Origin of the sequence: Microbulbifer variabilis ATCC 700307 (assembly GCF_000380565.1) — a bacterium.
Taxonomy (GTDB): domain Bacteria; phylum Pseudomonadota; class Gammaproteobacteria; order Pseudomonadales; family Cellvibrionaceae; genus Microbulbifer; species Microbulbifer variabilis.
Genome location: NZ_AQYJ01000021.1, coordinates 72,420 through 86,767, shown reverse-complemented (window position 1 = coordinate 86,767; position 14,348 = coordinate 72,420). Strand labels below are relative to the sequence as shown.

At 46.3% G+C, this 14,348-nt stretch carries 10 protein-coding genes; 2 read left to right on the top strand and 8 right to left on the bottom strand.

Annotation, left to right across the window (positions count from 1 at the left end):
- Positions 1 to 67: 67 nt before the first annotated feature.
- Together G367_RS0103520 and G367_RS0103515 are read right to left on the bottom strand one after the other, a co-directional pair.
- Positions 68 to 589 carry a methylated-DNA--[protein]-cysteine S-methyltransferase gene (locus G367_RS0103520; RefSeq protein WP_020411716.1) on the bottom strand — a complete coding sequence of 174 codons (522 nt, stop codon included), beginning with the start codon at positions 587 to 589 and terminating at the stop codon, positions 68 to 70.
- Positions 586 to 2,052, bottom strand: coding sequence for a DNA-3-methyladenine glycosylase 2 family protein (locus tag G367_RS0103515; RefSeq protein WP_020411715.1), 1,467 nt, complete (start codon positions 2,050 to 2,052; stop codon positions 586 to 588). Before G367_RS0103515 ends, G367_RS0103520 begins: the two co-directional genes overlap by 4 nt.
- Before the next feature lie 632 nt (positions 2,053 to 2,684).
- On the opposite strand from G367_RS0103515, the gene G367_RS22995 reads away from it, so the two are divergent.
- A complete protein-coding gene (locus G367_RS22995) occupies positions 2,685 to 5,273 on the top strand; it encodes a thrombospondin type 3 repeat-containing protein (RefSeq protein ID WP_020411714.1) in 2,589 nt (862 codons plus the stop codon).
- 395 nt (positions 5,274 to 5,668) lie between these two features.
- Positions 5,669 to 6,997 (top strand): serine hydrolase domain-containing protein, encoded by a 1,329-nt coding sequence (locus tag G367_RS0103505; RefSeq protein WP_020411713.1) that lies wholly within the window; start codon positions 5,669 to 5,671, stop codon positions 6,995 to 6,997.
- Between the two features lie 520 nt (positions 6,998 to 7,517).
- On the opposite strand, the gene G367_RS0103500 is transcribed toward G367_RS0103505, so the two are convergent.
- The 6 genes from G367_RS0103500 to G367_RS0103470 form a co-directional block, all read right to left on the bottom strand.
- Positions 7,518 to 8,483, bottom strand: a complete 966-nt coding sequence (locus G367_RS0103500) for a hypothetical protein (protein WP_157533315.1) — start codon at positions 8,481 to 8,483, stop codon at positions 7,518 to 7,520.
- 517 nt (positions 8,484 to 9,000) lie between these two features.
- Positions 9,001 to 9,813, bottom strand: a complete 813-nt coding sequence (locus G367_RS0103495) for a right-handed parallel beta-helix repeat-containing protein (RefSeq protein WP_020411711.1) — start codon at positions 9,811 to 9,813, stop codon at positions 9,001 to 9,003.
- 486 nt (positions 9,814 to 10,299) lie between these two features.
- A complete protein-coding gene (locus G367_RS0103490; protein ID WP_020411710.1) occupies positions 10,300 to 10,635 on the bottom strand; it encodes a YnfA family protein in 336 nt (111 codons plus the stop codon).
- Between the two features lie 49 nt (positions 10,636 to 10,684).
- Positions 10,685 to 11,236 carry a hypothetical protein gene (locus G367_RS0103485; protein ID WP_020411709.1) on the bottom strand — a complete coding sequence of 184 codons (552 nt, stop codon included), beginning with the start codon at positions 11,234 to 11,236 and terminating at the stop codon, positions 10,685 to 10,687.
- Between the two features lie 334 nt (positions 11,237 to 11,570).
- Positions 11,571 to 12,224, bottom strand: a complete 654-nt coding sequence (locus G367_RS0103475; RefSeq protein WP_020411707.1) for a glutathione S-transferase family protein — start codon at positions 12,222 to 12,224, stop codon at positions 11,571 to 11,573.
- A 349-nt stretch (positions 12,225 to 12,573) separates the two neighbouring features.
- The gene (locus G367_RS0103470) at positions 12,574 to 14,292 is read right to left on the bottom strand and encodes a DUF8614 domain-containing protein (RefSeq protein WP_020411706.1); all 1,719 of its coding nucleotides are present in this window, start codon (positions 14,290 to 14,292) and stop codon (positions 12,574 to 12,576) included.
- Positions 14,293 to 14,348 lie beyond the last annotated feature (56 nt).

Genomic DNA, 14,348 nt, shown 5'->3' with positions numbered 1-14,348 from the left:
GCTTATTATCCCGCGCCAAAGGGTCTATGGCTAGCAGGTGGCACTTGTGCTTTTCACTTTCCGAGCACTAAAGCAACTCACCCTGACTTACAAAGTTGGCTCCTTCCAGCTTCAAAAGCCGAGCCTTCAGTGGCAGGCCTCCGGCATAACCGGTAAGGCTGCCATTCGCACCAATTACCCGGTGACAGGGAATTATCACCGCTACCGGGTTGGCACCATTGGCCCGCGCTACCGCGCGAATAGCACGAGGCTGCCCTAAGAGCTGTGCCTGCTGGCTATAACTGCGGGTCTCACCAAAGGGAATCTGCAACAGGGCGTCCCATACTCGCCGTTGGAATTCGGTCCCCCGCGGGGCCAGGGGCAGATCGAAATTTTTCCGCTTCCCGGCAATATATTCTCGCAACTGCTGAGCAGCTTTTTCGATAAGATCAGAGGTTTCTCTTTTCCAACCCGGCCCAGCGCGAAGCGGGCGCTCACTATCGTAAAACTGCAACGAAACAATACCCCTGGCTTCACCCTCATTTACCTGACCAGAGGCCGCTATGGCAACTTCACCCAGTTCTGTGGTGTAACTCTCATAAAAAATCATTTCTGCTCTCCAGATTTCAGGGACTGCCACAGCAGGATTGCCCCGTAAGCCCGCCAGGGCCTCCACTTTTCAGCCCTCGCCAGGGCTTCTTTTGGTTTTGCCTTTAGACCTTTACTGCCCAGTGCTTGCAAAATTCCCAGGTCTGAAGATGGGAAGGCATCCGGCATGGATAGCCCGCGCATGGCAATGTATTGTGCTGTCCAATCGCCGATACCCGGCAATGCAGTGACCTGCGTACACCAATCCTCCAAGGACTGCTCGCCAAAATTAACCCGGCCATCAAGTGTTGCGTCAACAAACTCTCGCAAAGTATTGGCCCGGGTACGTGTCAGCCCCAAGCCGGTAAAATCCGCCTCAGCAAGTTGTTTTGCAGTGGGAAACAGGAACCTCTCAACTCCAGAGTCATCCACAAAGGACTCCCCATAGCGAGCCACCAGGCGCCCCGCAATCGTGGTAGCCGCTGCCACACTGATTTGCTGCCCAAGTATTGCCCGCAAAGCGTATTCAAATGGGTCCCAGGCTCCGGGTAAGCGCAGGCCCGGTCGCTGTGCCAGCTGTCTCTTCAGCAAGGGGTCTTCATTTAACACTGCCTGGATCTCCGCTGTATCAGCATCCAGGTCAAACAATCGACGAAGACGCTGATTAAGCAGGTACAAGCCGGTACCACCCTCCTGCCCGGATACCTCCACTACCAAGCGGTTTCTCTCTGGATCGTGGGTCACCCGCATCACTCCACGCCCCCCCTCCAACGCAAAACTGCGTAAATACTCGCAGTCCCTTACCTGCTCTACCCCCGTCAGGGCTCTGGTACGGAGGAATGCCAGCAATTGCTGCCAATCCAATGGTGGGCGGTAATCGAGATAGAGCCGTACTTTTGTAGAAACACCACATTTCAGCCGCCTATTATGGCCCTCCCTGCGCACCTCGGATGGTGTGCGTTGGTAAATCTGTTTAAACACACCATTAAATCGACGCAAGCTGTTAAATCCCGATTCATAAGCAATTTCTGCTACCGGCAAATTGGTATCACGCAATAAACGAAAGGCAAAAAGCGCCCGCTCAGTCTGCCATACCGACAAAGGGCTCACACCCAAGTGCTCAGCAAACAAACGTCGAAGGTAACGGCTGCTGACCCCAAGGCGCTCCGCCAGCCGTTCCACTGAATGAGGCTCCCGTTCGCTGCGCATCAACTTCAGTGCCCGCTGTACGGTGGTAGAGACCAGTTCCCAGGCCGGACTGCCTGGGGCAGAGTCTGGCCGGCAGCGTAAACAGGGCCTGAAGCCAGCACTCGCGGCCTCTGCCGCAGTGGCAAAGTAAGTAACGTTCTGCTCGAGGGGGGGGCGTGCGGGGCAGATGGGACGGCAAAAAATCCCGGTGGTTTTCACCGCTGTAAAAAAACGTCCATCGAAACGACGATCGCGAGCCAGTCGCGCACTGGAGCAAACTGCAGCATCAATTTTCATAAACCCCTCCCGTTTCTGACTACCAGTGTATGGATTCCACGCCCATGGAACTAGTCAAAAACGGAACTGGCCATTTTTAAAAAGCTGACTAACTGGTCTCACTCAATTGGAAGCGGGCTTATATATCAGTAGCAATAACGGCAGTAACACTTGCGCAGAGAATGCATAAATTTTTTCGCTTACTGGAAAAAATCAGGCTAAAGCATAAATAACAATACAAGCATGAATTTAAAAGTATCTTCGACTCATAGTCCTTTTCTTATATCTGCCTGACACTTTTGCCTAAACATGTTTAACACAACATCTGCGCGAACATTCCCAACCAAATGGCGGAGTTTTATTTTTTAAAATTACAAGAGATATAAACCAGAAAATAGCCCGCCATTTTTTCATCGACCTTCACACATCCAACACCAAAACAACGCATATTAAACGGCACAAAGTCCGGTGCCGTAGTTACATACAAAAGTATTAGCGATTTATCTGCACGACCCCGGAACTATCTACAGGGAAGTAGAGACCGGGAAACTAGTGAAAATAATTTTTATACTTTTCCGACGTTAACCGACGAGATCCATCTCTTCTTCTCCGACAGATAACAAAAATAAAATTTGTTTTCGGAGACTTTAACCATGCCCCAAATACCGCTAATTATATTTTTTCTCTCAATATTATTTTTAAGTGCCTGTGGATCCGACGGTGGCCGGGGAGATGCTGCCGAAGATCTATTGCCAGGCGCCAGTATTGTGGACACTGACGGAGACGGGATTGAAGACAGCAGGGATAACTGCCCAAGCATCAGCAATTCCAGCCAGGATGACACCGATAAAGACAGCAATGGTGACGCATGCGATAGCGATGACGACGGTGATACCCATTCAGACTCCGACGACAACTGCCCGCTAACAGCCAATTCTGACCAAGCAGATAGTGATGGCGATGGCATTGGCAATGCCTGTGATGAAGATCTTGACGGCGATGAAATTAATAATGACAGCGATAATTGCCCCGCTGACGCAAATCATGAGCAGGGCGATATAGACAATGATGGCGTCGGTGATGCCTGCGATAATGACCGTGATGGCGACGATTACACCAATAGCCTGGACAACTGTCCGGATACAGCCAATCCCGACCAAGCGGATCAGGATAATGATGGCATTGGCGACCTCTGTGACGCCGATAGTGATAGTGACAATGACGGCCTGGACGATGGCGCCGACAATTGTCCACATACACCAAACCCCGACCAGAAAGACGCCGATGGAGACGGCATAGGCGATGCCTGCGATAGCGATAGAGACGGCGACGGCTTTGATAACGACTCTGACAACTGTCCAAATGTCCCCAACGCTTCGCAGGATGACCAGGATAACGATGGTATTGGTGACACTTGCGACTCCGACCTCGACAATGATGGTACTGAAAATGATACCGACAACTGCCCTTCTATTAGCAACCCCGACCAAAGTGATATCGACTCTGACGGCGAAGGGGATGCCTGTGACAGCGACGATGATGCTGACGGTATTGAAGATGACTCCGACAACTGCCCCGCAGATGCCAATGAGGACCAGACCGACACCGACAATGACGGCACCGGAGATATCTGTGACAGCGACCGCGATAATGACGGTGTAGAAAACAGCAATGATAACTGTCCGCTGGAACCCAATGAAGACCAGACCGACACAGACGGAGATGGCTACGGTGATGCCTGTGACGACAATACCGATAGCGACGGGGACCTAATTCCAGATAGTATCGACAACTGCGTTAATGTACCCAACCCCGACCAGCTAGACCTGGATGGTGACACCGTAGGCGACGCCTGTGATAGCGATCTCGATGGAGATACCGTCGACAACAATAGCGATAACTGCGTCTATATTCCCAACCAGGATCAAGCGGATAATGATAGTGATGGCCAGGGAGACATTTGCGATTCCGACGATGACAATGACGGCGTAGATGACCTCACCGATAACTGCCAGCTTGTTCCCAACTCCGATCAAACAGATACCGATGGCGATAGCATTGGTGACGCCTGTGATTCCGACCTAGATGGCGACGGCATATTAAATGAGGTCGATAACTGTCCCCTTGTCAGCAATACACTGCAGGAGGACCAGGACGGCGATGGTATTGGTGATGCTTGTGACTTGGACAGTGATAGCGACAACGATGGCCATGACGATGGTGAGGACAATTGCCCGGCAGATGCAAATCCCGATCAAGCAGACCAAGATGGAGACAATATCGGCGACGTTTGTGATAACGATCGCGACGGCGACGGAGTAATCAACGATCTCGATAACTGCCCTCTGACTCCAAATGACCAAACCGACAGTGACAACGACGGTACTGGTGATGCCTGCGATGATGACGTTGATGGAGATGGCATTGAAGATAATGTCGACAACTGTCCAGCAGTACCAAATGGTGGGCAGGAAGATAGCGACAACGATGGTGTCGGTGATGCCTGTGATCATGACCAGGATAACGACGGCTCAGATGACGGCGCAGATAACTGCCCCACTATTCCCAACCCAAACCAGACTGACACTGACGGTGACGGTCTGGGAGATGCCTGCGACCCGGATGTGGATTATGACGGTGTAGAAAATGATATCGATAACTGTCCACAAACCATCAACCCTCACCAGGAAGACTCAGATAATGATGGCGTAGGAGATGCCTGTGATTTCGATAGTGTACTTTCCTGTACCTCTTTCGAAGGTCTTGAAGTTATGGATGGTGTGAGTGCTGAGTTGGTCAACGGCATAACCTCACCTTGCGATGGATGTTCAGTAACATCTATCGACAAGGTAACCAACGGAATACTCTCCGATGCAGCCAGAATAGAGGTAGTTAGCGGTGCTGGAGGCAGCGCCTATATCCAGATAAATCACGACAATATTAAGAGCGGCCGCTACATGATTGGCTTCCTGGTGGAAAATGGCAATTCACCGCTCGATGAGATCGAACTGAACAGCATTGTTATCGGTACTTACCTGGATGGCATAGCCACTGGCGAGACTACAAGTGGTTATATGCTCGCCCCCTTCAAAGTGAACGGAGCGCACTATCACCGTCTACTCCTTGCAAATACCCAGGCTGACTTTGATCAGGTTCGCCTAAGCCTGAAAGGCCTGAACTCTATTAATAACAAGCTGGATGTTTATCTAGCCTGCGCGGTACCGATTGACCAGCAACCATAAGCTTATTAATCATCGAAGCAGCAGCCCTAAAAAGGGCTGCTGCTTTCACTATCACCATAAAAAGTACCTTTCATTTTTTCTACACAGCCCCTTCAAGGTATTAGCTTAATTTAATCGCCGATTACTATTAAGCCTGCAGTCACGCCTAATTAATAGATAAATCCGCCAGAATAATTTCAAACCTATCTTATTCAGCACAGGTTAAGTCAGCGATTCACATACTGGCAACACCCTTCCTGGAAGAGCTACCTCTTCTATAGCAGGAAAGAAACAATCTTCCGAAGCATTAAACCGCTGTTTTGATTCCAATTTTTTCAACAAAAATATAGGAAAATAGACAGCGGACGTAAAAAACTGGAGTAACCAAACGAAAAGTAAATCAAGGAGGTTTTACCATGAAAGGAAAACAGACAACTTCAATTCTGTCTAATCTTTTTATTTGTGCAAGTCTATCTATAACCGTGCTTACAAATGCAATGGATGCTAGTGATACCAGCAACTACACTGAATACACTAAAGCTGATTCCACAGTAACTTATACAAATAAACCTCGCATTTTTGACCACACCAAGGTTGATGAAGCCGTTAAAAACACCATGCGGGATATCGAAATTCCCGGCATGGCTATTGCCTTGGTTGCCAGGCCTGAAATGCCAATCATATGGTCTAAAGGATATGGAGTAAAAAGCCTGGAAGAGGGTGGTCTGGTTACCCGGAATACGGCCTTTTGGCTAGCATCAGTGAGTAAAGTTGTTATGGGAACAGCGATTGCAAAAGCGCAAGAAGACGGAATCCTGAGCCTGGATCAGGAAGTACAAAACCTTCTTGCTGGGGGCTATTTCAACATTGATAACCCAGGCTCACAACCTATTACACTCCAACATCTTGTCACCCATAGATCTGGCATTAATGATGGCCCCACATATCAATGTAGTTACTATATCAATCATGGAGATGGTACCCACTCAAAACTGATGAACCTCAAAGAGCCTGGAATCTGTCCAGAAGACAGCCCAATCACCTTGGCCGGTTTTTTAGGAGCGTACCTCGACAGCGAGGGAGAGTTTTATGATTCAGAGCACAACTTTCTCTCGCAGACACCTGGAGAAGCATATGAATATTCTAATATAGGAGCAGCCTTAGCTGGATATACTGTGGAACTCGCCAGCGGATTTTCTCTCGCTGACTATGCGGATAGAGAAATATTTACCCCTTTAGGTATGATTAACACAAGCTGGAAGCTCCCCGACTTTATCCCAGGAAATATCGCCAGCCCACACTATGCAATCGAAAATAATTTAACACCTATACCACACTACGACCTTGCAACCTGGCCAGATGGAGGATTAAGGAGTAGCGCCTATGATATGGCACTATTCCTCGCCACTATTATGAATGGTGGTGAATTAGTATCAAGAAAACAGGGCAGTAGAATTCTAGAGGCTAAAACTGTTTCTAATATGTTGACACCAATTGAAGATGGTTTCGGCATTTTCTGGGGTCTTGATTTTCTATGGAATTACAATGGAAAAAATCACAAACTTAATGGCCACAATGGTAGGGATCCAGGCTCTTTTTCTTACTTACTCTATAACCCAGCTGATAAAATTGGAGTAGTTTTACTGGCTAATAGCAACCTTGAGAACGCCAACAAAATCAAAGTCAACAAACTCATAACTAAACTCTTCGAAGCCGCCTCAGGGCTACAAACAAGCACACAATAGTATAACTATCTCTTTAAGTAGCAGTCTTCAATTTATAATGTAGGTTGTTCTTAGGAGTATACAGCAAGCACTACGGTGAGTGTCGGAAACTATAAATATAGATCACCATTCTGGCCTCACCCCCTATTCAGTATATGAAGCAACAATAGCTTCAACAATTAACTGAAATTAAAAAACCAGATTCTCGGTTTATGATCAGAAAAAATTACCCTTTTAGGCCTTATAAGAGAACTCCCTCCCGATTAGAAAAATATACTACAAAGCTGTTTCTTAAAACCTCTTCTTCCAACTATCAATAAGCATTAGCAAATAAACCCTCAACCCTAACATTAAAGAAACCATATCAACCAGGATTTAAGGAAATAGCAAAGAGCTCAACTTCCCAAATCAACCTTAACCTTTACTTTCAGGTAAAAAAATAGCCCAACAAGAAATGGGCTATCAAATATAGATCACAACAATAAGAAATCCCTAACAATTAAACTAAAAATTGCCAGGGACTTCTTGAGGCAAGGATTAACTATTGTACTATTGTACTGTTATGGTTATTACCAATTTGTCCGACTGTTGCAGTATCCATAGTGCCGGTTTGAGTCACACTAAAATTATTACTTTGCCCATTCTGCGAAGCAACTGCAACATTCATCATTCCAAACTGGGCTAAGAGTCCCGTATTACTGGTTCCAAGCTGGAAGGAGTTTGCAAAGTTAGAAGTACCAGTTTGCAAGAGATTCAGAGTGTTCGACTCCTGCTCCTGTCTAACAAAGGCAATATGGCCAATGCCAACCTGTGAGGCATTCAACAAGTTATTATTTCCTAACTGATCCGCATCAATAAATCCACCTGTAAGGTTGGACTGATTGATATTTACTGTATTGGTATTACCAACTTGACTTGAATCCGCAGAGCTACTTACAACAACAAACTGCCCAATCGTGGCTACATTGGAAGTGCCTACTTGAGTAGCTACCGCAGTAGTACCACCGAAAGTATTTGCTTGAATAATTGTCGCTGTATTACTTTGCTGAAACTGGTTGATCGTCGCTACAGTGGCTTCTGCAGTAATCTGAGATGTTGTTGCGGTATTGTTGTTACCAACTTGCGCAATACCGGCAGTCGTTCCAAGAGTGGCAAAATCCTGAACAGAATTAGCTGTATTTGACTGCCCATCCTGAAGCTGAAATATAGAAGCAAATGAGGTGCTATTTATCTGCTGGCCAAAGGCACTGTTACTGGTGCCAATCTGGGTTTGGGAAATCAAGCTATGGGTAACTGTTGGGTCCACCTGATCCACAACACTAGTGTGCGCATTGCCACTTTGGTTAACAATAGCAGTGTTATTGTCAGCAAAAACACCTTGACTGCCAATAGCGAACAAAACAGCGGCTGCTATGGGGGTACATCTTTTCACGTTTATCTCCTTAGGAAATGAAATTAGCAAACTTAAACTTCTTGTTACTGCTTTAAAGATGAATCTAATCAACATCACGCCCTAGCACAAAAGCAAACGCCAAATGCTTAAAGGGGTTTCCTGCGTAATACTCAACAAAAGTTGTACCGATACTCTGGCAACTATCCTTGTAAATTTCCTCACAGTAGAAACACACAACGAGTTACTTCTTATATAAGGCCACAGCTTGATGCTGTGATGAGTTTTGTAGCCAGGCCGTGCTTGCGCAATAGGAGATAAGTACCGAAAATATAGGAAAAAATACCCAGGTAGATTCAGACCTTGAAGAGAATTATCAAAATCAGGCAAAATACAACACGATGGCGCAATCACCCAGCCAGCTTACAAAATAAAAGTGTGGAGATTTAGAGCGTAACAAAAGGATGTGCAATATAGACTGACTATTTACCAAGCATAAAATGCAGTCAAATGTCGCGGCCTGGCCATCTCAAGTCAAACCACTAACGAATGAAAAGTCAAATTTAGGTATAATGGACCTACATATCAAATACGATCTCAATACATAGGCCCATCCAAAGATTAGATTTTACATCTACTGAATACAGGCGTCGTTTGCATTATCAAAAGTATTAAGTACCCAAACACTGCCAGTGCAGGCAGGAACATTCTGATCCATAAGATCATTTCCTGTATTACCTGCGGCATCATTCCCGATAATAAGCCATCCTGTCTGAGCAAATGGCTGCATCATGATTCCATTTACACCATTATCTGTTGATAAGTTCTCTGCAATAATACCGCCATTTCCCTCGGCAACTACGATGCCACTCGCCCCATTAGAGCTGGTATCATTATCTCTCAACAATGAATTGTTACCGACAATTTTTACTCCCATCAGGGTATTTCCTGTCGCCTCAGTAGTTCTCACCTGGCTTCCGTCACCCATCAGACGAATACCCATGCCTGTATTGCCATTCGCGTAAGAAGCCTCCAAGGTGTTGCCAGTGCTCCAAAGGGTAACTCCGGACAAACTATTAAGAGTGGTACTTACTCCCATAATAAAATGGCCACCATCACCCTCTGCAGATACCCCAGTGGCACAACTCTCAATGCTTCCACCGCCTGCAGTATCCTCAAGAACCCTGCCTGCTCCAACTAACCTTACTCCTATTCCAACGGGAGTATCACAACTAATGGTATAACCATTTAAATCCAGACTTGCACCTTCTTTTAATGTTAATGCAGGATTTATCGCGCATGAAAGAATATCCTCAGACAGAACAGTTGCGGATGTAAGAACATCACCACAGCTGACAGCTGAAGCTATACCCGACACCGAAATACTGGCGGCTCCGGCAACGGTGAGCAGTACTGCTTTTAAAGGATTAACACTTACATTTTTCATATTAGATTCCCTTCATTTATTGATTGTTTCAAAGGAGAGTACACCCAAAGCCAAGGAGAGTTTGACCTAGGTTTGAGAAAGGGCCATAGGAAATTTTTCCTAAATAGATAGCAAAACAACCTGGATTATCAACAGCCAAAACAATCAATATCCCCAACAGATACTGTTATAACCATTTACTATTTTTCAATTGGCCCAGGTAAGTAGAATGCCCGACCCCAGGTAAATTAGGAAGATTAAAAAAATTATAAGCCTATGAGAAAAACTTTTATTCCGGGCATAAAACGCAAAACAACACGACAACCATAAAAAGATAAGCGCACCATTTTACAGCAAAAAACAGAAGCACTGAAAACCATAAAACAGCTAAAGCGTCAACTCCTTAAAGATTTATATGTTAACCAGAATACAAACGAAACTTGATTTATATATAAAATTTATTCTTATGAAGAAAAAATCGGATACTATCACAGCAAATCCATTATATTAATGCATTTGTCGCGGGGAGAACATAATAATGCTCATCCCCACCACTGCCACACTGGCACCGGTTATATCCCAGACAGTTGGCTTAACTCCATTCACCAACCATAGCCACATAATGGACGTAAAGATATAAATACCGCCATAAGCTGCGTAAACCCGCCCTGCTGCGGTCGGGTGAAGTGTTAACAGCCAGACAAATAGCGCGAGACTAATGCCGCCAGGTAGCAAAAGCCAAGCACTCATTCCCTGCTTGATCCAGAGATAAGGAAGATAACAGCCGGCAATTTCAGCAAGTGCAGTTACAAAAAACAAAGCTATTGTTTTTAATTCAAACATTACCGGAGATTTACCGCTTTCCTTATCACCAAAAGTTCACTAGCGATTACTAATCAACGGGACAAAGACTTTCAAGCGAAGTAGTAAATGCACGCTTCATAAATTCAAATTGCTCATTGGTCTCCATAAGTTTACTCAATGAGCTTCTGGCGACAAGAAAACGCTTTTTTTCTGACTCTGTCATTCCTTCATGATACAGATATAACTGTTCTACAGGCTTCATTGCTGCCTTTTCTTGTCGGTAGTGGGAATCTGCAGACATCGCCAAATCCACCTTATCCCTTATGGACCCGTCAGGCATAATTTGCACCGACACACTGGGAACCAGATTGGCAATTGGCCCGGTTAGATTGAGTACCTCTGGATTCAGCTCACTCAGTTTTCTGGCAATATATACCTTCAGCTTGTTATTCCTGACTTCCAGCTTCACGAATGGTTTTATTGTTTTGAACTTATCTTTATCTTCTTCGAACAATTTAACGGAAGCTTCCAACATCACCAGGCTTTGCGTATTCAGGAAACGTTCATACTCCTCCAGTTGGCAAGAGGCCTGCACACTTTGGCAGAATACAAAGGCGAGAATCAAGGCTGGTATTTTCATTGTTCCAATGTTTATCCTTAACATTTTTATATTGGCCGCCCAATTCCAGCGGGCAAACCTTCCTTTACCCCAGGGACATTTTAGTCGCCTTTTTACAACCGAGTTTCTATAGGTTCACATTTGAGGAATTTCCTGCAAAATGTACGCGGCGTCCCTCTTTTTACAAGCTATAAACGCCATAAACAGATAAAAGGTAGTAACTGCCAGTTCATCAGTACCTAAAAATATAAAGGGGCAGTAAAGGAAGGCCAGCATCAGTTCCAATAGTGACCAGTTATTGACGAAATAAACAACGCCAGCCCAGCTCCAAACTCGTTAATCAATGTGCTGGCAGTCAATAATTGTCCAAAATCACGGGCGGTAAAGACCTGGCTTGGGACACCCACTCTTCCACACACTCTCTTGCCAGCAGTTTCACTATCCATTGGTGAGTTAGGGGCCAGGTATTCAGTTGGGGAGAATGTGAGTAAATCCGAATAACTGTAGGCACCAGTACCAGATCGGCCAGAGAAAGCTCCCCACATAGATAAGGGCCACCACTGGATTTCAGTTCCGACTCCCACACAGAAAATAATCTCTCCGTATCCTTATGCTCATCCGAGGTCATCTCACGCTTATTGGGATAAAAAGCACTTTCAAATGACAGGCGGGGACAGAGCCCCGATAACCCGGCATGTTGCCAGCTCAGAAATGAGCGGACCCTTGCCCTGGCTAAAGGCTCAGCGGGGAGCAGGGCATCCCCACCTATTTCATTGGCATATTCCATAATTGCCAAAGAGTCAAAGATGATGTTATCGCCATCAACCAACACTGGTACGGATGTAGATGGTGATATTTCTCCAATTCGCCGCAGATTTTCGAACCTCTGGGGCTTTCTTATATCCACCACTCGCTCTTCAAATTGAATACCAAGCTCCCGCATAGCGAGCCAAGCGCGGAATGCCCAAGAAGAGGCATTTTTTGTACCGGTGTATAAAATACGGCGCATCCTTTCTCTCCACCTAACTGAAGACTAGTAATTTCCACCTCATAATAACCGGCGCTTATTTAGCAACGAAAGAATGCAAAAAGCTATTTATTTTCTATCAGTTTAAGGGCACAAACGTACCAACAAATTTAAGCCAAAGTGCAACAGGTTTGACTTGATTGAGCAAGCTTAATGAGAACTACAAGTAAAGCCTGGGGGAGAAGAGAATCACTGAAAGCTCTAGATAACATTTGTTATCAAAGTAGAAAAAATTATTTAATAGCTTTTACTTCAAAATCAATGATCTGCTTTAAGAAAGAATAAAAAAGCCCGGCGATGCCGGGCTTTTAATTCCAGTCCTAAAACTCTGTTATTTAAGGCCTAGTACCTCTTTCCCCTGGATAAAAGTAACATCTACAGGAATGTTCGCTTCAGACAACCGATCCAGGTCACCTTGCAATTCGGGACCAATCACGCCCTGCTTGGCCAATAGCGCTTTAGCTTCTTCATAGTTACCGTCACCCTGGATGGTAAGGATCAGGCGAGACAAATTAGTCATTGCCTGCTGCATCTTCTCGAAGTCTACACTGTATTGCCCAGTCTCAGGATCACGGGTAAAAGCGCCCTGCTCCTTGAAGAAGTTGAAGCGCATCATATTCGCCTTACCATGCGCACTTGCCGCACCAAAGCGTACGCTGCGGAAGATCCCGGCGAGGAAGGTAACGTAATTATCCATCAGCTCGCCATCTTCGATTTCACCTTTCTCATGCAGGCGGGTGACCATATACAGACCCAGAATATCCGCCTTGCCTTCCTCCAGGGAGGAGGAGGTTTCCTTCAATGCAGTGCGTACATTCGCACCACCATCAACGGTTTTCTTGATCCCGAGGCCATGGGCCACTTCATGGAACATGGTATTGGCGAAGAAAGCTGGGAAAGTAATATGCTTGCGCTGCTCAGGAGCAATCAGTACATCGCTGATAGGCACCAGAATCTTGTCGAACTTAGCGCGCATGGCATTTTTCAACTGTAAACGACGGGTGCCCTTGGCCAGCTGCACTTCTTCATCATTGGGCAAGTTGATGGCAATGGTCTTGGAACCAGCATTGCTATGCCCTGCATAGAAAAGTACATCGTAAGCATTCAGGTCAGAATCAGTGCCCGGCTCTTCCGATTTGTACTTCTCTTCAACTGGCAGGCCTTTCTGAAGCTCAGGCAGCAGTGCGGCAAACTTAGCCAGCTTTTCACTCCACTCCTTATCCTTCAACAATACATAGGACTCATAAGCGGTGCGGTAAGCAAACATCTGGTCTTCGTAGTTCTCAATGGGACCGATGACTACGTCGATCTCATTTTCCTTCATGTCCATCCAGGCCATATCACTGGGGCGGAAATTATCCGTCAACAGCGCATCGGCGCGCATGGTCAGGTAGTGTGCAAACTCCTTGCTCTCAGCCAGTGCGGCAGCCTGGCGCAGGATATCAGCGGCTTTTTTCAATTCCGCGTTATACGCTTTGTTGTAAGGAATCAGCTCCAGCTTGCCGGCATCATTGCGACGGACCAGGGAATAGAGGCCATCTTTGCCAGGCTGATCCCAGTCCTCAAACTCCTCACGCGTCATATCCGCTGGATAGAAGTTCGCACCGAGGGGTTTAGAGCCATAGCCAACAATAAACGGTTTGTTGTCGTTTAGACGATCCCAGGGGCCATAGTTAATATCGGCGAACTTGCGCGCGCGGCTATCTTCGATTTCCGGCAGCAGTACTTCTGCGGGGCCGTAGGACTGCAGCCAAAACAGGCGATCCATAATCTGGCTGGCGTCGATCAGCAAACCAATCATCTTGCGCTGGTTATTGCTCAAGCTGCTGAGGTTAGCAGTAAGCTCTACAGGCACATAGATATCAAAACGCTTATCTGCATTCTCCACAGTCTGGCCAGGAGGCGGGCTCACAGTCTCAGATTCAACAATCTGGGCTTCGGCCTCATCTTTTTTGACTTCTTCGGCCTCTTTGTTTTTGCTACAGCCGCCCACCAGCGCTATCGCCAACAGTGCGGCAGCGATCTTGGAGGACTGAAAAGGAATGGTCATATCGCTCTGCCTATCGTTTTTTTGTGTCGGCGCCACATTAGTCGGGCTGGGCACAA